At 62.1% G+C, this 18,201-nt stretch carries 15 protein-coding genes; 3 read left to right on the top strand and 12 right to left on the bottom strand.

Annotation, left to right across the window (positions count from 1 at the left end):
• Nucleotides 1–4 precede the first annotated feature (4 nt).
• The 3 genes from OF122_RS00075 to OF122_RS00065 form a co-directional block, all read right to left on the bottom strand.
• A complete protein-coding gene (locus OF122_RS00075; protein WP_264225871.1) occupies nucleotides 5–1,591 on the bottom strand; it encodes an MBL fold metallo-hydrolase RNA specificity domain-containing protein in 1,587 nt (528 codons plus the stop codon).
• 30 nt (nucleotides 1,592–1,621) lie between these two features.
• Nucleotides 1,622–2,176, bottom strand: coding sequence for an ActR/PrrA/RegA family redox response regulator transcription factor (locus OF122_RS00070; RefSeq protein ID WP_264225870.1), 555 nt, complete (start codon nucleotides 2,174–2,176; stop codon nucleotides 1,622–1,624).
• A 73-nt stretch (nucleotides 2,177–2,249) separates the two neighbouring features.
• Entirely contained in the window at nucleotides 2,250–3,593 is a 1,344-nt protein-coding gene (locus OF122_RS00065; RefSeq protein ID WP_264225869.1) for an ActS/PrrB/RegB family redox-sensitive histidine kinase, read from the bottom strand.
• A 133-nt stretch (nucleotides 3,594–3,726) separates the two neighbouring features.
• On the opposite strand from OF122_RS00065, the gene OF122_RS00060 reads away from it, so the two are divergent.
• Nucleotides 3,727–4,170 carry a DUF2852 domain-containing protein gene (locus tag OF122_RS00060; RefSeq protein ID WP_264225868.1) on the top strand — a complete coding sequence of 148 codons (444 nt, stop codon included), beginning with the start codon at nucleotides 3,727–3,729 and terminating at the stop codon, nucleotides 4,168–4,170.
• Between the two features lie 403 nt (nucleotides 4,171–4,573).
• The gene (locus OF122_RS00055) at nucleotides 4,574–5,308 is read left to right on the top strand and encodes a M48 family metallopeptidase (RefSeq protein WP_264225867.1); all 735 of its coding nucleotides are present in this window, start codon (nucleotides 4,574–4,576) and stop codon (nucleotides 5,306–5,308) included.
• A 97-nt stretch (nucleotides 5,309–5,405) separates the two neighbouring features.
• Here the strand turns inward: OF122_RS00055 and OF122_RS00050 are convergent, their stop codons facing one another.
• The 4 genes from OF122_RS00050 to OF122_RS00035 all read right to left on the bottom strand — a co-directional run bounded on the left by OF122_RS00050 (nucleotide 5,406) and on the right by OF122_RS00035 (nucleotide 9,317).
• Nucleotides 5,406–5,801, bottom strand: a complete 396-nt coding sequence (locus tag OF122_RS00050) for a carboxymuconolactone decarboxylase family protein (protein WP_264225866.1) — start codon at nucleotides 5,799–5,801, stop codon at nucleotides 5,406–5,408.
• Nucleotides 5,798–6,166 (bottom strand): MerR family transcriptional regulator, encoded by a 369-nt coding sequence (locus OF122_RS00045; protein WP_264225865.1) that lies wholly within the window; start codon nucleotides 6,164–6,166, stop codon nucleotides 5,798–5,800. Before OF122_RS00045 ends, OF122_RS00050 begins: the two co-directional genes overlap by 4 nt.
• A 140-nt stretch (nucleotides 6,167–6,306) precedes the next feature.
• Nucleotides 6,307–8,463, bottom strand: coding sequence for a transglycosylase domain-containing protein (locus tag OF122_RS00040; protein WP_264225864.1), 2,157 nt, complete (start codon nucleotides 8,461–8,463; stop codon nucleotides 6,307–6,309).
• Nucleotides 8,464–8,783: 320 nt separating this feature from the next.
• Nucleotides 8,784–9,317 carry a dihydrofolate reductase family protein gene (locus tag OF122_RS00035; RefSeq protein WP_264225863.1) on the bottom strand — a complete coding sequence of 178 codons (534 nt, stop codon included), beginning with the start codon at nucleotides 9,315–9,317 and terminating at the stop codon, nucleotides 8,784–8,786.
• Nucleotides 9,318–9,567: 250 nt separating this feature from the next.
• On the opposite strand from OF122_RS00035, the gene ampH reads away from it, so the two are divergent.
• Nucleotides 9,568–10,677, top strand: coding sequence for a D-alanyl-D-alanine-carboxypeptidase/endopeptidase AmpH (gene ampH, locus OF122_RS00030; protein ID WP_264225862.1), 1,110 nt, complete (start codon nucleotides 9,568–9,570; stop codon nucleotides 10,675–10,677).
• Nucleotides 10,678–10,770: 93 nt separating this feature from the next.
• Here ampH and gyrB read toward each other — a convergent pair whose 3' ends face one another.
• From gyrB to dnaA, 5 genes are all read right to left on the bottom strand, one after another.
• Nucleotides 10,771–13,227 (bottom strand): DNA topoisomerase (ATP-hydrolyzing) subunit B, encoded by a 2,457-nt coding sequence (gene gyrB / locus OF122_RS00025; RefSeq protein WP_264225861.1) that lies wholly within the window; start codon nucleotides 13,225–13,227, stop codon nucleotides 10,771–10,773.
• Between the two features lie 111 nt (nucleotides 13,228–13,338).
• Nucleotides 13,339–14,463, bottom strand: a complete 1,125-nt coding sequence (gene recF / locus OF122_RS00020) for a DNA replication/repair protein RecF (protein ID WP_264225860.1) — start codon at nucleotides 14,461–14,463, stop codon at nucleotides 13,339–13,341.
• A 168-nt stretch (nucleotides 14,464–14,631) separates the two neighbouring features.
• On the bottom strand, nucleotides 14,632–15,750 hold the full coding sequence (gene dnaN / locus OF122_RS00015; RefSeq protein WP_264225859.1) for a DNA polymerase III subunit beta: 1,119 nt from the start codon (nucleotides 15,748–15,750) through the stop codon (nucleotides 14,632–14,634).
• Between the two features lie 200 nt (nucleotides 15,751–15,950).
• Nucleotides 15,951–16,439 (bottom strand): GNAT family N-acetyltransferase, encoded by a 489-nt coding sequence (locus tag OF122_RS00010; RefSeq protein WP_264225858.1) that lies wholly within the window; start codon nucleotides 16,437–16,439, stop codon nucleotides 15,951–15,953.
• A gap of 220 nt (nucleotides 16,440–16,659) precedes the next feature.
• Complete coding sequence (dnaA, locus tag OF122_RS00005; protein WP_264225857.1) at nucleotides 16,660–18,096, bottom strand: chromosomal replication initiator protein DnaA; 1,437 nt, start codon at nucleotides 18,094–18,096, stop codon at nucleotides 16,660–16,662.
• Between the last annotated feature and the right edge of the window lie 105 nt (nucleotides 18,097–18,201).

Genomic DNA, 18,201 nt, shown 5'->3' with positions numbered 1-18,201 from the left:
GGGCTTATTTGGCCGCTAGCGCGGCTTTGAGCCTTTCGATCATCGCTTCCCGCTCTGAATCCGATTGCGCGGCGCGCAATGCGTCCGACAGCGCGATCATCAGTTCGGCATAGCCATTGTGCCAGTCATGACCGATCTGGCTGGTTTCGATCCGCCCGGTGCCTGTCGCCACGATCCGGCTGGTGCCGCCAGCTTGCAACGCCACCCGGTCATCGAGCTCTGGAGCGATGATCTGGTCGCCGGCCAGCCCCAACGCCATGGCCGCCTTGCGCAGCGCGGAACGTTCTTCGTCCTCGCCATGGGTCAGAAACAGCGTCCCATGGATGGGCAGCCGCCCCTTGATCCAGGCGATGAGTTCGGAATGATCGGCATGGGCCGAATAATTGTCGATCGAGCGGATCTGGGCGCGGACTGGGACTTGCGATCCGTGAATGGTCACCTCCCTGGCCCCCGACTGGATAACCTGCCCCAGAGAGCCGCGCGCCTGATGGCCGACGAACAGCACCGTCGCATTGTGGCGGATCAGATTGTTGCGCAAATGGTGCTTGATCCGCCCCGCATCGGCCATGCCCGACGCCGAAATGATAATGGCGCCGCCGGCAATTTTGTTGATTGCCTTGGACTCCTCGACGCTCTCGGTGATCGAAAAGCGTGGATTGTTGAACAATTGCTCGGGGGAAAGTTCGAGATCGTCGAACTCGTGGGCGTATCGGGCAAAGACCTGCGTTACCCGCCGCGCCAGTGGGGAGTCGAGAAACACCCGCTTGGGACTGATCGTCCCGTCTTCGATCAGCGTCCCGATATCGTGCAGCAATTCCTGACTGCGCTCCACGGCAAAGGCCGGAATCACCAGATTGCCGCCCCGGTCCAGCGCCGCGTTGATTTCCTCAGCCAGCGCCGCGCGGCGTGTTTCCAGCGTGTAATCGGCCCGTTCGCGCCCGCCATAGGTCGATTCGCAAATCACATAGTCGAAATCGGAAGGGGCGCCGGGCTTGAGATAGAAAACCTTTTCGTCAGGCCCCAGATCCCCCGAAAACAACAAGCGCACCGGCTTGCCGTTGTCCTCGACCTCGATTTCGATGGAAGCCGACCCAAGGATGTGCCCGGCATTCCAGAACCGCGCCCGAACTCCCGGTCCGGGCTCTATCCATTCGCCGTAGGGATGATCGGACCGGTGTTTGAGCGCCTCCTCGGCATTTGCCAAGGTATAGAGGGGCGGCACGGGCGCTTCGCCCCGGCGCCGGCGCTTCTTGTTTTCGCGCTCAGCCTCGCTTTCCTGGATGCTCGCCCCATCGGCCAGAAGATATTCGATCAGCCCATTGGTCGCCGCCGTTGCGTGCAGCGGCCCGCGATATCCCTTGGCATACAGCCGCGGCACCAGCCCCACATGGTCGATATGGGCATGGGTCAAAAGGACGAAATCGATCGCTCCCGGATCAAACGGGAACGGCTTTTCGTTAAGCTCGCGCTCGGTTTTGGTGCCCTGAAACAGTCCGCAATCGACAAGAAAGTTGCCCCTGTCGTGGACGATCCGGTAGCACGACCCCGTAACGGTGCCCGCCGCACCGTTAAAGGTCAGCTCGACGGCCATGAAGGTCTCCTGGGATGGTCTGAGTATCGATCAGCGCGGAGCGCGCTTGGCGAGGATGCGTTGCAGCGTGCGCCGGTGCATGTTGAGCCGCCGCGCAGTCTCCGAAACATTGCGGTCGCACAATTCATAGACCCTCTGGATATGCTCCCAGCGCACCCGGTCCGCCGACATGGGATTTTCCGGGGCCTCGGGCTTGATATCGTCCTCGCCGGCCAAAAGCGCCTTGACGATATCGTCGGCGTCGGCCGGCTTGGCGAGATAATCTACGGCCCCCAGTTTGACCGCCGTGACGGCGGTGGCAATATTGCCATAACCGGTCAGAACCACGGCACGGGCGTCGGGCCGGTTTTCGTGCAGCGCCTGAACCACGGTCAGCCCGTTTCCGTCCTCGAGCCGCAAATCGACCACCGCAAAGGCCGGTGTGCTGGATTTGACCGCCGCCAATCCGGCCGTCACCGTATCGGCGATCGAAACGATAAAGCCCCGCTTGTCCATGGCCCTTTCGAGCCGGGTCAGGAATGGCTTGTCGTCATCGACCAGTAGCAGGGTGCGGTCGGTTTCGGGAAGCTCGGAAATATCTGTCATTGGCCTGGATCCTCTCGCGTCTCGGTTATGGCCAATTGTGGCGAGAACGTCAAAACCTTACACATTACATACCTCATACGTCGCGTGCGGCATTTCGGACCAGAGTGTCGCGCGGCCAACTGATTTCCACGCAGGCGTGCCCGTTTGGCCGGGCATTGAAGAATTTGAGCGTGGCGCCGGTCCGCTCGAGCAACGTCTTGGCAATAAACACGCCAAGGCCCAACCCGCCCCCGCCATCGGGATGGCGCGGATCGAACCGGTCTTTTGTCCTCGTTGTCAGATAGGGTTCTCCCAGCCGGCTTAAAAGGTCGGGCGGAAATCCCGGCCCGTCATCCATGATGGCAATCATCACCCGCCTTCCGTCCCAGACGGCGCGGATCGTCACTTCTGCCTTTGCGAACTGCACAGCGTTTTCGATCAGATTGCCCAGCCCGTAAAGCAGCGCCACATTGCGCGCAATCACCGGCTCGTCCTGCTCGGCGCGGGTTTGTGCAAGGCTTATCGATTTGCCCCCCACCAGCGCCGGCCCCTCATGGGCCTTGGCCAGTTCCGCCACGATGTCAGAGAGCGTGGCGCTGTCGAAAAGGTCTGATCCCGACGGTCGCAGATTGCGCAATTTGCCCAGGATAGCCCGGCAGCGGGCCACCTGGTCGATGATCAGGTCGAGGTCTTCGGCCAGCTCGCCTTCCCCATGGTCGCGGCGGATTTCCTTGGCGGCCAGGGCGATGGTGGCCAGCGGCGTGCCCAGTTCATGGGCCGCAGCCGCGGCCAGCCCGTCGAGCGCCGAAAGCTGCTGCTGGCGCGACAGGGCCAACTCGGTGATGGTCAGCGCATCGACCAGCTGGCGCGCCTCATGGGCCACCTTGTTGGTGTATCCCGCAACAAAACCCACGGCGCACAAAATCGCCACCCAAACCCCGGTCAGATAGATGCGCGGCGGCTCGAAACGGACGCCCTCGATCCAGGGCAATGGCATGTGAAACAGTGACAATGCGCTGGCAATCGCAATAACCAGCGTGCCCACCCAGATCGTTTCGCGCGAGGCCAGTGTCGAAGCCGAGACCGAAACCGGCGCAAGCAGCAAGACGGCGAACGGGTTGCCCAGCCCGCCCGTCAGATACAGCAATCCGCCAAGCTGCAGACTGTCATAGGCGAGCTGAAAAAACGCCAGCCGCGTTGATGGTCGGTGCCCCGGTCCGTAGCGGATCAGGAGCCCCGCATTGACCAGGACCGAAAGCCCGATCAGCAGCAGGCACGCACCAAGCGGCAGGTCGTATCCCAGCCCGTAGCGCACGAATACCACCGTGATGAGCTGGCCCGAAATGGCCAGCCAGCGCAAAAGGACGAGCGTTTCGAGTCGCATTGGGTTGGCGCTGCGTGCAGGTATCGGGGCGCTGGACTCGGTGATTTCGCTCATCTTTTCTCGCTTCCGGTGTGGCGTATGGGCACTCTATAGCAGATTTCAAGAGCGATAAATTTATGCGCCAACCCTTGATGCGCGCGCCAGCGACCCCAAATTTTGTTGTGTTCGAGACTGGAGAGACCGCAACATGAACAGTGCAATTATCAAACCCGCATGGTCCCCGATTACCATCGCTTTGATGGTTCTGGGTTTTATCATCTTCTGGCCGCTTGGCATGGCCGTCCTCGCCTACATCTTATGGGGCGAATATATGGGCGGGAGCCGCGAAAAGGCCGACGCCTGGGTGAGCCGGCAGAAGGCCCATTTCAAATCCCGTAATTGTGGCCCGCGCCACTATGGCGCCGCCTCCACCGGCAATGCCGCATTCGACGAGTACCGCGAAGAACAGCTCAAGCGCCTCGATGAGGAGCGCCGCAAGCTCGAAGAAGACCGCCAGGCGTTCGAAGAGCACCTCGCCAATCTGCGCAAGGCGCGTGACCGCGAAGAGTTCGATCGCTTCATGCGGGACCGCAATGCCCCCCGCCCTGACGAACACCGCAACGACGATGGCGGCGAACGTCAGGGGTACTAAGAGTGTTTCCAGCAAAAGTGGATTCCACTTTTGCGGTTCGGACCCGCAGGGCCGCGCAAGCGAAACGCTACGGACAAAACTGACATTCACCGGCCCACGGGCCGGTGACGTTTCCTCAAGAGCGCTCCCAGGATAATTGGAAGCGCGGCCCGAAAAGACAATTTCCCTTCGGCCGGCGGATTGTTCCCCCTCCCTTTGGTCCCCGGTCGCGCCTTGGGTTTCCTCCGCCCAAGGCACCCACAAAAGCGCTTTCGGCGATGGGCAGCCTCCACTCGTCGAGTCCGAAAGCGCGACAACAAAAGAAGCGGCACGTTCCTTTCCGGCGTGCCGCTTCTTTTTTGTTTTGTCCGCCGGGCCAGCCTGCATAATGGCTCAAGCGATTCCCTTGCAAAAGAGACGATGGATGGGGCTGCCCCGCCTTTTTGCCCGCACCGCAATTCCCCAGACCACCGAAATCGTGACCACTTCCGGTCCCGTCACCGTCGGCGTGAGGGTCAATGCGCGGGCGCGGTCTTATCGCTTGAGCATTTCAGCACGGGGTGAACCCATGCTGACCGTTCCGCGCGGCGGCCGCTGGCCCGAGGCACAGGCCTTCCTTGAGCGCAACAATGGCTGGCTTTCCGCCCGGCTCAACCGCATCCAGAGCCCCTACGCTCTTACTCCGGGCGCCATCATTCCCCTGCGCGGCGTCTCCCATCGTCTGGTCAGCCTCGACCGGCTGCGCGGCCTCGTCACCCTCATCGAGGATACAAACGAACCCCAATTGCACGTGCCGGGCGGCCCCGACCACATGCGCCGCCGCCTTGTCGATTGGTTCAAATCCCAGGCCCGTGCGGATCTCGAAATCGCCTGCGCCCGCCACGCGCAAAATCTGGGCGTCAAGGTCGCCGGCATCACCCTGCGCGATCAGTCGACCCGCTGGGGCTCGTGCTCGTCCTCGGGCAGCCTCAATTTCAACTGGCGGCTGGTTCTCGCCCCACCCGACGTGCTCGATTACGTCGCCGCCCATGAAGTAGCCCACATCCTCGAAATGAACCACAGGCCGGTCTTCTGGCGCACCGTCGCCAGGACCTTCCCCGATTACGAACGCCCCAAGGCCTGGCTCAAGGCCAATGGCACGGCTCTGATGGCGCTCTAGAGCGCTTCCAGGATAAGTGTATACCACTTGTCCGGTTCAGAAGCGCGACAAAAAGACTTAGAGCAATTGAAGCGTTTCCGCGAAACGGTGAAACGACCTAGACCCGTGCGGCGAAGACCTCCTTGGCTGCAAACAGGCCGTTCAGCGCCGCGGGAAAGCCGGCATAGACGGCCATCTGCATGATGATCTCGGTGATTTCGTCTCTGGTCAGCCCAACATTGAGGCCCGCCTCGATATGGACCTTCAGTTGCGGCGTTGCGGTGCCCATGGCTGTCAGTGCCGCGATGGTGGCGATTTCGCGGGCCCGCAGGTCGAGGCCAGGGCGGTTGTAGATGTCTCCGAACGCGAACTCGAACACATAGTCTGCAAACTCGGGGGCAATGTCGGCCAGTGCGGCGATGACATTTTGGCCAGCCTCGCCGTCGATTTCGGCAAGCGCCCGCTTGCCGCGTTCGAGCCGGCTTTCGCCCATGTTGGGGGATTGATGCGTCATATTTTTTCATCCTCATGATCCTTGCCGGCATATCCGGCAATCTTGGTGTCGAGGACGAGGAGAGAGGCTTGCAGTTCGGCGACATGTGCGCGGACGCGGTCGCGGTGTTGCTCGAGCAGACTGCGGCGTTGAGCTTCCGTTTCAACCCCGCCCGCCCGCAAGGCCGCGTAGCGCAGCATGTCCCGGATAGGCATTCCCGTGGTTTTGAGACGGTCGAGAAATTCTATCCAGACAAGGACCGATGCGTCGTAGTCACGTTGGCCCGATCGGTCCCTGTCGGCATAGGGAATAAGGCCGATCCGCTCATAATAGCGGATCGTATGAGCTGTCAGGCCCGAGCGCCTTGCCACTTCGCCGATCTTCATGAACAGCCCCTCCTTTCGTCACGACGCATGGGAAGCTACGGCTTGGAGCGCACTCCAAGTCAACAGGCAAATGGTGGGCGCAGTACGCAAAAAAAGCCCGGGTCGGTGCCCGGGCTTTTTTGCGTCGCAGATGACCGGCGCTACCCGCCGAACAGTCCGTTGAGCAGCCCACCGATCCCGTCATTGGCCGGAACCGCTATGGGTTGTTGCTGCTGTTGCGGCTGGATCTGCTGCTGGGGCACCGGCGCGGGTTGCTGGCCCGGCTGGCCCTGGATCTGGTCGATGGTCACGGGCGTTCCGGTCGCCGGCATCGTATCCTGCATCGGCACCGCAACGCGGTCCTGCAGCTTGACGTAATTGCCTGGCAGGGCCGCGACCTGCAGGCCCTCATGGGCCATGGTCATGATGTCGCGCCAGATCTGTGCGGGAATCTGCCCGCCGAACACGCGTGTCGGCGTGTCGTCGTCATTGCCCAGCCATACCCCACCCACAAGGCTCGCGGTATAGCCCACAAACAGCGCATCGCGGTTGCGCTGCGATGTGCCGGTCTTGCCCGCCATCGGCCAGTTGCCCAACTGGGCCCGCGTGCCCGTCCCGGCCTGAACGCCGGTCTGGAGCATGTCGTTCATCATGCCCACCTGCTCGTCGGTCAGGATACGGCCCGGCCCGGCTGGCGTTTCTTCATATAGAACTTCGCCATCGGTCGTTGTGATCCGCGTGATGACATTGGGCACCACGCCATAGCCGCCATTGGCGAACGGGGCGTAGGCGCTGGTCAGTTCGAGCAGCGAGACTTCCTGGGTGCCCAGCGCGATGGCCGGCACGGCCTGGAAATTGGAGGAAAAACCCATCCGATAGGCCGTTTCGACCACGTTTTCCGGGCCGATATCGATGGCCAGCCGCGCCGCCACCGTATTGATGGAAAAGGCCAGCGCGTCGCGCAACAGAACGGGCCCGACATAGCGGCCATTGGAGTTTTCCGGCGACCAGCCATTGTAGTCGAGCGGCTCGTCCACCATCAGCGTGTCGGGCGTATAGCCCTGCTGCAGCGCGGCCAGATAGACGAAAGGCTTGAAGGCCGACCCTGGCTGACGGCGCGAGGTCACGGCGCGGTTATAGCTCGACTGGCTGTAATCGACCCCGCCCACAAGTGCGCGCACCCGGCCCTCGGTATCCATGGCCACGAAGGCGGCCTGGGAAAAGTCCAGTTCCTCACCCTGCTCGGCCACGGCTTCCTTGATGACGAATTCGGCCTGCTTTTGCAGGTCCCAGTCGAGCGTTGTGGAAACCACAACGTCTTCGTTCACCTCGCCCAGATAGTCGTTCATGAGCGTTTCCACCCAGTCGGCGACGTAATATTCGGTGCCAGCCACCCGCTCGGTAGTGATGTTGGCATCCATGTTCTGGGCGGCGGCCTGTGCCTGTTCGGTGGTGATGTAACCCTCACGCACCATGTTGGCCAGCGCCAGCCGCTGACGCTCGGACGCCCGGTCGGGATGGGTGCGCGGATTGTAATAGCTAGGCGCCGGCAGGATGCCCGCCAGCATCGCGGCCTGGCCCAGCGAGAGATTGCGCGCCGAAATCCCGAAATAGGTCTGGGCAGCCGCCTCGATCCCTGTCGAACCCGACCCGAAATGCACGCGGTTGAGATAGAGCTCTAAAATTTCGTCCTTGGTGTAGTTTTGCTCCAGCCACACGGCCAGCAACGCTTCCTGCACCTTGCGGCCAAGGGTCTGGTCGGGGGTCAGAAACAGGTTCTTGGCCACCTGCTGGGTAATGGTGGACGCGCCACGGGTAATCCCGCCCGCGCGGATCATTTCCAGCCCCACCGAGGCCAGACCGATCGGATCGACGCCGAAATGGCTGTAAAAGCGACGGTCTTCGCTGGCCACCACCGCCTGGCCCACATAGGGCGGCAACTCGTGAATGCCGATGGCTTCGCCGCCGGTCTGGCCGCGATTGGTCAAAAGCTGTCCGTTGGACGCCAGAACGCGGATATTGGGCGGACGCTGGGGCACTTCCCAGGTCGAGGACGAGCCCAGATCCTGGCCGTAATAGACGACGATCCCGGCCACCGCGACGCCGCCGACAAGCATCATCGTAAAGCAGAAATAGGCCAGCCCGACGATGAACCTCATCCCGCCCGAGCGCTTTTTCTTCACCTTGCGGTTCTGCGGCCGACGAGGTTTGCCACCCTTGGGCGCATTGGAGCCTGATCCGGCCTGCGCGCGCTGGCCCTTGGCCTTGCGCTGCGGGCCGCCATCGACGCGATCATCGGGAGAGAGACGAAGATCCATCAAAGATCACTTTCGAGCCGTCATCATGGAAAAATCGATACGCGCCGCCATACAGGCGCAAACGCGATGCCTATCGCTATCGCGGTCAATTGTGGCGCGTTTATGTGAATTTTTCCACTCTTACCTGCGAGTGTGGCCGTGCGGCAACGGTTTTGCCGGGGCGGAGGCGGATGTCGTGACGGGAACGTCTGAACTGGAGTGGGAAGCGGAACGGGGTCTATTGGTGGCAGGCCTGGGAAACCAGCCATCGCGGCCAGCGTCACCTCGATCTCTGTGGTCGAAAGCCGCCACAGGGGAGCGGGCGCAATGCAATCGCTTAATCAGGCCGGGACATAGCTGAGCTTCATCACATTGTCATCGACCTGTTCACTGCCGGCCAGACGCAGGGGCGGGCGAGCCGCAGCGAAGAAGGGGGTGCCTTCGCCAAGCACCTCCGGGTGCAGGTAGATGCGATACTCGTCGATCAGGCCCAGCTCTGTCAGGCTGCGCGCCAGATTGGGGCCGCCAACCTCGATCTCGCCATCGATCTCGGCTTTCAGTTGGCGCGCCGTCGCCTCGAGGTCCTTTTGCACAAGCGTCGCATTGGGCCCAACCGAATCCAGCGTGCGCGAAACCACCCATTTCGGCGCCTTGCGCCACGCCGCGGCGAATTCGTGCTCCGCAGTCTCCCAGCCGGGTTGGTCTTCATCCCAATAGCGCATGAGTTCATAGAGATGGCGGCCATAAAGGCTGCCAGCGAGACTGTTCGTTTGCTCGATGAAATGACGGAACAGCTTCGGGCTGGGCGGTCCCACGCGCATGTGGTCGACATAGCCATCAAGCGACTGGTTCATCCCAAAGAATAGCTTCGCCATCGTCCACCCTCCACTGATGGGCAACTTCCCGTCGCACCATGTTCAGCTCTTGCAGGGATTATGCTAGCAGTCAGCCTGGCGCAAAAACCACTTCTATTTTGCAACCGGTTCTGTGGTGACCCTATGAGAGTACGGCGGCCCGCAACGGGCAAATCGGCCGCAGCCTGGTTCGGAAATGGGCCGGGGCCATATCTAAACGTTAAGCTACTGTCCCTACCATGCCAGCTCCCGCCAAAACTCGGAGCGCCTGATGAAACTGATCCTTGCCGCCGCCACCGCTGCGTTTCTCGTCTCATCACCGGCCTTGGCAGATGATCCGCTGCTCGATGAGGTGGTAGGCTTCACCGGCCAGATATTCCACCTCGACACCGGCGTGCCTGGCATGGTCATCGCCGCCGTGCGCAACGGCGAGAGTACGGTCTTCGGATTCGGCGAGGTCAGATCAGGCAGCGGCATCGAGCCCGATGGGGAAACCCGGATCGGTATCGGGTCGATCACGAAAACCTTCACCGGCCTCGCGCTCGCGCGCCTTGTTGTCAGCGGAGACGTCGCGTTGACCGACCCCGCAGGACCACTTCTCGACCTTATCGACACACTCCCCGCGCGTGACGGGCAAGAGATCCGGCTGATCGACCTGGTAACGCATCGCAGCGGACTGGCGCGCGAACTCAAACCTGTGGAAGGCATCGAGAGATACAGCGACGCCTCCTTCGCCGCCAATCTCGCCGATGATCCGCTGCTCTTTGCGCCCGGCGAAGGCATCTTGTATTCAAATGTCGGTTACGACCTCCTTGCGATGGCACTCGCGGAGGCCTCGGGGATGGAATATGCCGATCTGGTCCAGGAAACGCTTCTTGACCCGATCGGTCTGTCTTCGACCGGGTATCTTCGGCCCGAGGGAGACAACGTCATGACCGGCTATGACTGGAATGGCGGCGAGATGTATCCCGGCGAACCAATCCCCAACAGGTTTGGTGCCTCCTCGCTATATGCGACGGCCAATGACATGGTGAAGTACCTTCACTGGAATCTCGACCGCTTCAATCAGACAGATGCAGAAACCCGCGCCTTGAGCCACGCCGCCTGGGTCATGCGCGATGGCCTGAATCCGGTAGCGGGAATGGATGAGTCCGGACACATGGATGCCATGGGGCTCGGCTGGGTGATCATGATGCCCGAGGGAGACCGACCGCTCATTATCCAGAAGGCCGGTGGCACTGACGGTGTTTTCAGCTATCTTGCCTTTGCTCCGTCCCGAGGCGTCGGTGTCTTCATCTCCATCAACCAGTTCGACTTCTCCGCCGCAACCGCAATGGCAACCGTCGCGAACCAGCTGATCGCCAGACTCGCACCGCGTTGAGCCATCCCGAGCGATAGCGTTCAGGATACGCTCAAGCGAGATCGAATGATTTGGCGGCAAAAGCCGCCGCGCCGGAAGCGGCTTCCAGCCCCGTCAGATGTCGAGGTTGGAAACCGCAAGCGCGTTGTCCTGGATGAAATCGCGCCGCGGTTCGACAAGATCGCCCATCAGCTGGGAGAAAATCGAATCCGCATCGTCGCTTTCCTTGATCTGGACCTGCAACAGCGTGCGCGCGTTCTTGTCCATTGTGGTTTCCCACAGCTGGGAAGCATTCATTTCGCCCAGCCCTTTGTAGCGCTGCATGGAGACGCCCTTGGCGCCGGCGGCCATGACAATGGAAAACAGTGAGCGCGGCCCATAAACGGGCTGGACCAGTTCCTTGCGCGTCAGTGTCGGCACGCCGCCATAAATGTCGTCGAGCCGCCCCGAAAGGTTGCGCAGCTTGCGCGCATCGGCCGATCCCAAAAGCGCCGCATCGAGCGTATGGCTCTCGGTCACGCCGCGCACGACGCGCGAAAACACGTACCCGCCCTCGCCATCGAGCTTGCCGTCCCAGGTGCGCTCGGTCTCGTCCGACATACGGTTGAGCCGATTGGCCACCCGTTCGGCCAGGGCCTGCGCGGTCTCGGGGTTTTCCATCGCCGCAGGATCGAGCGCACCGACAACGGCGGCCTGTTCGATCATCTGCCGGTTGTAGCGCTCGTTTTGATTGTCGATCAGATGGTTGAGATCGCGCGCCTGTTCCACGATCGAGAGCAGGTCATTGCCCGTATGGGCCGATCCCGCCCGTGTCGTGAGCATCGCGTCCTCGGTGCCTCCGGCCAGAAGGTAATCCTCACGGGCCCGCTCGTCCTTGAGATATTGCTCCGAGCGCCCGCGCGTCACCTTGTAGAGCGGTGGCTGGGCGATATAGAGATAGCCGCGCTCGATCAATTCGGGCATCTGCCTGTAAAAGAACGTCAGCAGCAGCGTGCGGATATGGGCGCCGTCAACGTCGGCGTCGGTCATGATGATGATCTTGTGGTAGCGCAGCTTGTCGGGGTTGAATTCCTCACGCCCGATGCCCGTGCCCAGAGCGGTAATCAGCGTTCCCACCTGATCGGATGAAATCATCCGGTCGAACCGGGCCCGCTCGACGTTCAGGATCTTGCCGCGCAGCGGCAGGATGGCCTGGGTGGCGCGGTCGCGCCCCTGCTTGGCCGACCCGCCCGCCGAATCGCCCTCGACGATGAAGATTTCGGCCTTGGCCGGGTCCCGCTCCTGGCAATCGGCCAGTTTCCCCGGCAGGGACGAGATTTCCAGCGCCGATTTGCGGCGGGTCAATTCACGCGCCTTGCGCGCCGCTTCGCGCGCCGCCGCGGCCTCGGCCACCTTGGTCACGATGGTCTTGGCTTCCGAGGGGTGCTCTTCGAACCACTGGCTGAGCTTGTCGTTGACCACGTTCTCGACAACCGGCCGCACTTCGGACGACACCAGCTTGTCCTTGGTCTGGGACGAGAATTTGGGGTCGGGAACCTTGACCGAAAGCACGCAGGTCAGCCCCTCGCGCGTATCGTCGCCCGTCAGCGAAACCTTTTCGCGCTTGGTGACGCCCGATTGCTCGGCATAGCCCGTCACCTGCCGCGTCAGCGCACCGCGCAGCCCCGCAAGGTGGGTGCCGCCGTCGCGCTGGGGAATGTTGTTGGTAAAGCACAACACGTTCTCGTGGTAGCTGTCGTTCCACCACAGCGCCACCTCGACGGTGATCCCGTCCTTTTCCGAAATCAGCGAAATGGGCTTGTCGAGCAGCGCCGATTTGTTCTTGTCGAGATACTGGACGAAGGCCTCGAGCCCGCCCTCATACATAAGGTCGGTTTCGACGACCTCGGGGTGCCGCTTGTCACGCAGGATGATGTGGACGCCCGAATTGAGAAACGCCAGCTCGCGCAGCCGATGCTCTAGCGTCTTGTAGTCGAACTCGACCATGGTGAAGGTTTCGCTCGAGGGCATGAAGGTGATTTCCGTGCCCGAGCGGCCCTCATTGACGCCCTTTTGCTTGTCTTCGACATAGTCGCCGATCCTGGTCAGCGGACCATCGGCCACCCCGTGGGTGAAACTCACCTCGTAAATGCCCCCGGCGCGGCGAATCTTGAGCTTGAGCCAGACCGAAAGCGCGTTGACCACCGAAATCCCCACCCCGTGCAGACCGCCCGAGACCTTGTAGGAATTCTGGTCGAACTTCCCGCCCGCATGGAGCTGGGTCATGATCACTTCGGCCGCCGAAATCCCCTCTTCCTTGTGGATATCGGTCGGAATGCCGCGCCCGTTGTCGGTCACCGTCACCGAACCGTCGGCATTGAGCGTGACTGAAACAAGGTCCGCATGGCCGGCCAGCGCCTCGTCGATGGAATTGTCGACAGCCTCATAGACCATGTGGTGCAGGCCCGTGCCGTCGTCGGTATCCCCGATATACATGCCCGGCCGTTTCCGGACCGCGTCGAGGCCCTTGAGGACCTTGATCGAATCCGCGCCATATTCTGCATCATTGGGGATCGGGGGCGTGTCGCTCATGAAAGAAGAATCAGCCTTGTTGGGAATTGATAACTTGTACCTGATTGGGGACTTATCCCCAAGCAATTTGGCCTGTTTTTAACGGTCCAGCACCACAATGTGACGGCTTTTTCAACCCGCGGGCCGCACCACGCCCGAATGGACCGAAAAATGCTGCGCGCGTTCGCCCAAAGCGGCAAAAAGCACCGGGTCCGTCCCGGTCATCCAGCACTGGGTGCCCAGTTTTTCGAGCGCGTCAAACAGCGCCCCGCGCCGCACGGGGTCGAGATGGGCGGCAATCTCGTCGAGCAGCAAAATCGGTGTGATCCCGGTCATTGTCGAAACCAGCCGCGCATGGACCAGAACCAGCCCGATCAGCAGCGCCTTCTGCTCGCCTGTCGAGCACAAACCCGCCGGCATCGATTTTGGGGCGTGTGTCACATCGAGATCGATGCGGTGTGGTCCCAATGTGGTGCGTCCGGCCGCCCGATCAAGTCCTCTGGCACTGCGCCACAGCCCGGCCAGCGCCGCTTCCAGCCCACTGGCGGTTTGGGGGATTTCCCCCTCCATCATCGGCGTGATCGCCAAAAGCGCGCCCGGAAATCCCGTATCGGCCACCGACTTTTCCATCAACGCCTGCAGATGGGCCAGCGAATCGGCGCGCGCGAAATAGATCGCGGTGGCCAATTCGGCCATCTGCGCTTCAATGGCGCTCAGCCAGGCCCCATCCCCGCCGTCTTCGAGCAGTCGGTTGCGCTGGCGCATGGCCTTTTCAAAGTCGGTCACGGTGCTCGAATGGCCCGGATGGAGCGCCGTGACCAGCCGGTCCAAAAACCTGCGCCGCTCGCTGGCCGGTCCGGTAAACAGCCCGTCCATCGATGGCGTCAGCCATAAGATGCGCACATGCTCGCTCATCTCCTCGACGGCCCGCGCATTGGCGCCGTTGATCCGCACCCGGCGCCCGGAGGCATCGGCACTGGCCCCGGTCCCGATATCGACCGGCCCATAAGCGGTCTCGATGCTGGCCGCCACGGCCCAAAGCCCGTCCCCGCCGACAATTCCCAGCGTATCGAACCCGGCCCGTCGCAGCCCCCGCCCCGGCGCCAGAAGCGAAATCGCTTCAATGAGGTTGGTCTTGCCCGCCCCGTTCTCGCCGGTCAGCACCACATGGCGATGATCGAGATCGAGCGCGGCGCTAGGATAATTGCGAAACCCCGTCAGCCGCAGCCGGGAAATATAGCGCTGTGCATCGGTCATCGGCTTAAATTGGCCACCGTATTTGCCCGGAGCGTTCCTCTGAGCCCAATTGGGGTCAGGCTGCGGCGAAAATGGTGTTTTTGGAGAACCGGACCGGAGCGTACTTTATGTACGTGAGGACCGGAAGCGCACAAAAACGCCGTTTGCAGCCCGGCCTCACCCCAATTGTCAAACCCTCATCGGCATCAGAACGAAGAGCGCCTTGGTCTCCCCGTCTTCTCTGACCAGCGTCGGAGATCCGGCGTCGTTGAACATGAAGGTCGCGTTTTCGGTGCGGATCTGGGCGATGATTTCCAGCAGATAGCGCGCGTTGAACCCGATCTCGAACCCTTCGAGGTCAAACTCGACCGCCAGTTCTTCGTTCGCCGTGCCGTGATCGGGATTGGTCACGCTCAATTCGAGCTGCCCCGGCGTCAGTGCCAGTTTCACCGCCTTGCCACCGCGTTCGGACGCAATCGTCGAAACCCGGTCCACGGCCCGCGCCAGGCTGTCGCGGTCGACAACCAGCGCCTTGTCGTTGTTTTTCGGCGTTACACGCTCGTAATCGGGGAAACTGCCCTCGATCAGCTTTGAGAGCAGGATCACCCCGCCCAGCGTGAAGCGGATCTTGGTGTCGGAAAGCTCGACCTTGACCTCGTCCTCGACCCCGTCGAGCAGCTTGAGCACTTCGGCCACGGTCTTGCGCGGAATGATGATGCCCGGCATCCCGGCCGAACCCTGCGGCGCTTCGGCTTCCACCCGCGCCAGCCGGTGCCCGTCGGTCGCCACGGCCCGCATCACGACCCCGTCCGGGCCGTCGACGGTGTGAACGAAGATCCCGTTGAGATAATAGCGCGTTTCCTCGTTGGAAATCGCGAACTGGGTGCGCTCGATCAGGTCTTTGAGCGTCTGGACCTTGATCGCAAAGGTATGCGTGAACGCTCCCGATTTCAGGTCAGGGAATCCGTCGGGGTTGAGGCACGCGAGATGAAACCGCGACCGGCCCGAAGAGATCAGCATCTGATCGTTCCCGTCGGTCTCCAGTACCACATCGGCGCCATCGGACAGCTTGCGCACGATCTCGTAGAGCGTGTGCGCGGGAACCGTCGTCGTGCCCGGCGTGGCAGTCATGGCCGGCACCGTCTCGGTCACTTCGATATCAAGGTCCGTGGCCCGCAAATCCAGCCCGTCGCCCGTGGCGCTCATCAGAACGTTGGCGAGGATCGGATAGGTGTTGCGCCGCTCGACAACGCGGTGCACATGCCCCAGTGACTTGAGCAGATGGTTGCGCTCGAGCGTGACCTTCATGGCTTTTTGGACCCCTGATCTTTTCTGTCTGGTTTTCGGCAGCCCTGGACGGGCCGTCACCGGCGCAAAAGCCGGGCACAGACCCTGCATCGCCGGGCAAAAAAACGCAAGGCCCCCACCCCGTTCCAGAACCCCGCTTCACAGAAGAAATTCGCCGCCTGTGGGCGTTTGCCGGGCCGGTCGCCGGTTTCCGCGACGGCCTAGAGCGTCTTGAACATCACATAGCTGTCGACATAGCCATGCACCGGATGATGGAAGGCTGCGGGCAAGACCCCCGCGATATGGAAACCCAGCGATTGCCAAAGAGCGACGGCGCGGCTGTTGGTGGAGACAACGTGATTGAACTGCATGGCGCGAAAGCCGCGCTCCGCGGCACGCGCCAGCGAATGCCGGCACATGGTTCGCGCAACGCCTTTCCCCCGTGATTGAGGGGCCGTCATATAGCCGCAATTGGCCACATGGTCCCCGCCGCCTTGTTGGTTGGCCATAAGGTAGTAGGTCCCAAGGACGGTGCCGTCCTCTTCAGCGACAAAGACCTCGTGCGCGGGATCGAACCAATAGGCCAGAACGCCAGCCTCATCGAGATCGCGCGCAATGGCGTAGGTTTCCCCGGCCGCCAGGATCGGCGCGACAATGGCGAGAATCTGCGCGGTATCGGCCTCAGTGGCGTGGCGGATGCTGACCGTCATCTATGGTCTTTATGGATTAGAGCTGTAACAAGGATTGCGTTGGGGCACACTCCCGCACCGTCGGCCCTCGCGCATGGCGTCCTGGGCCCTAGTCTGCCTTCCAAAGCGCCACCGGCGCTTTGGATCGCGGGTCAGCCCTTCAGCCACAGGCTTCAGGGCGTTCGCAGCTAAAATCGCTCCACCGGAGCGATTTTGCGGGCCCATATGGGCCCGCCGCTGCTCACTCCTCCAGCATGCGCCGGAGCAGTTCGATTTCCTGGGTCAGCTCACCGTCCTGGCTCATCAGCTGCTCCACCTTGCGCACCGAATGGAGCACCGTTGTGTGGTCGCGTCCACCGAACCGGCGGCCGATTTCGGGAAGAGACCGCGAGGTCAGCGACTTGGCCAGATACATGGCGATCTGGCGCGGGCGCACCACGTCGCGCGAGCGGCGCGACGACAAAAGCTCGTTGCGCGGCACCTTGTAGTGGCGGGCGACGATTTTGAGGATGTCCTCGATCCGGACGCGGGGCGTTTCCCGCGAGCGAATGAGATCCTGCAGGGTCTTTTCGGCAAGCCCCACGGTGATCGGCTCACCGGTCAGCTGGTTGGCGGCCACCAGCCGGTTGACCGCGCCGTCCAGGTCGCGGCCATGGCTCACGATCGAGCGGGCCACGTAATCGATGACGGGGCCGGGAAAGCTCAGCCCGGTAAACCGGCTTGCCGCCTGATCGGCGCGCTTCTGGACGATGGCGCGGCGCAGCTCGGGATCGAACTGGGTGATCGGGATCACCAACCCTCCCGAAAGGCGCGAGCGCACCCGGTCGTCAAGCATCTCGAGATCGCGCGGCGGCGCATCGCCCGCAACCACCACCTGCTTGGTGCCCGAAATCAGGGTGGAAAGCGTATGGCCGAACTCGGTGGCCGATTTGCCCTGCAAGAACTGCATGTCGTCGATCAGAAGCAGGTCGATGCCGCGCAGCCATTCCTTGAAGGCCAGCGCCGACTGGTGCTGCACCGCCGTGATGAAATGGTACATGAAATGATCGGCGGTCAGATAGACGATATTGCGCGAGGTGTCCGAGGCGCCGGCCGCCCAGGCAATGGCATTGAGAAGATGGGTCTTGCCCAGACCCACCGACGAATGGAGATAGACCGGGTTGAAGGTCACCACATTGTTGGCCGCCGCCGAGGCGACCTGCTTGGCGACATTGAGCGCCATTTCATTGGCGCTGCCCGAAACAAAAGTGTCGAAGGTCAGCTTGCGGTCCAGCGCCGAGCCCGAAAGCGCATTGGCGCGCGTGCCGCTGGCCGGCTGGCTGGTCACCAGCGCCGGAATCTTGCGCACCTCCTGGGTGCTGGCGGGGGCATCCGCCTCGGTGGCCGAGGGCTCGTTCGAGCTCACCAGCCGGGGCCGCGCCTGGCCATTGACCCGCACCGTCAGGTGCAGCCGGCCGATGGACTGGTCTTCACTTGTGAAGGCCTCGAGAATCTTTTCGACATAGTTGGACTGGATCCACGAGCACAAGAATCGCGTGGGGACCGAAAGGTGAGCGAGATCGCCCACGACTTCTTCCAGTTCGAGCCGGGCGAACCAGGACGTAAAGACGTCTTCGCCGACAGCCGCCCTCAGCCGCGCCCGCACGCGCAACCAGACCTGATCGGCATCCATGGTCATCTTCGTTCCCCCTTGAGCCCCTGTTGTCGTCTTTTGCGGAACTCCGCCCGCTTTGCCGTCACCTTTTTCCCAAGTTCCCCGATCCGCAGCCGCGATCGAATCCAT

Source organism: Pelagibacterium flavum (assembly GCF_025854335.1).
In the GTDB taxonomy this organism is placed as follows: Bacteria; Pseudomonadota; Alphaproteobacteria; order Rhizobiales; family Devosiaceae; genus Pelagibacterium; species Pelagibacterium flavum.
The sequence above is the reverse complement of the archived record's forward strand: the minus strand, read 5'-3'. Positions and strand labels throughout refer to the sequence as shown.

Excerpts from the sequence above, each read along its gene's own strand:
- OF122_RS00075 (WP_264225871.1), bottom strand. The coding sequence starts at position 1,591 with ATGGCCGTCGAGCTGACCTTTAACGGTGCGGCGGGCACCGTTACGGGG.
- OF122_RS00070 (WP_264225870.1), bottom strand. The coding sequence starts at position 2,176 with ATGACAGATATTTCCGAGCTTCCCGAAACCGACCGCACCCTGCTACTG.
- OF122_RS00065 (WP_264225869.1), bottom strand. The coding sequence starts at position 3,593 with ATGAGCGAAATCACCGAGTCCAGCGCCCCGATACCTGCACGCAGCGCC.
- OF122_RS00060 (WP_264225868.1), top strand. The coding sequence starts at position 3,727 with ATGAACAGTGCAATTATCAAACCCGCATGGTCCCCGATTACCATCGCT.
- OF122_RS00055 (WP_264225867.1), top strand. The coding sequence starts at position 4,574 with ATGGGGCTGCCCCGCCTTTTTGCCCGCACCGCAATTCCCCAGACCACC.
- OF122_RS00050 (WP_264225866.1), bottom strand. The coding sequence starts at position 5,801 with ATGACGCATCAATCCCCCAACATGGGCGAAAGCCGGCTCGAACGCGGC.
- OF122_RS00045 (WP_264225865.1), bottom strand. The coding sequence starts at position 6,166 with ATGAAGATCGGCGAAGTGGCAAGGCGCTCGGGCCTGACAGCTCATACG.
- OF122_RS00040 (WP_264225864.1), bottom strand. The coding sequence starts at position 8,463 with ATGGATCTTCGTCTCTCTCCCGATGATCGCGTCGATGGCGGCCCGCAG.
- OF122_RS00035 (WP_264225863.1), bottom strand. The coding sequence starts at position 9,317 with ATGGCGAAGCTATTCTTTGGGATGAACCAGTCGCTTGATGGCTATGTC.
- ampH (WP_264225862.1), top strand. The coding sequence starts at position 9,568 with ATGAAACTGATCCTTGCCGCCGCCACCGCTGCGTTTCTCGTCTCATCA.
- gyrB (WP_264225861.1), bottom strand. The coding sequence starts at position 13,227 with ATGAGCGACACGCCCCCGATCCCCAATGATGCAGAATATGGCGCGGAT.
- recF (WP_264225860.1), bottom strand. The coding sequence starts at position 14,463 with ATGACCGATGCACAGCGCTATATTTCCCGGCTGCGGCTGACGGGGTTT.
- dnaN (WP_264225859.1), bottom strand. The coding sequence starts at position 15,750 with ATGAAGGTCACGCTCGAGCGCAACCATCTGCTCAAGTCACTGGGGCAT.
- OF122_RS00010 (WP_264225858.1), bottom strand. The coding sequence starts at position 16,439 with ATGACGGTCAGCATCCGCCACGCCACTGAGGCCGATACCGCGCAGATT.
- dnaA (WP_264225857.1), bottom strand. The coding sequence starts at position 18,096 with ATGACCATGGATGCCGATCAGGTCTGGTTGCGCGTGCGGGCGCGGCTG.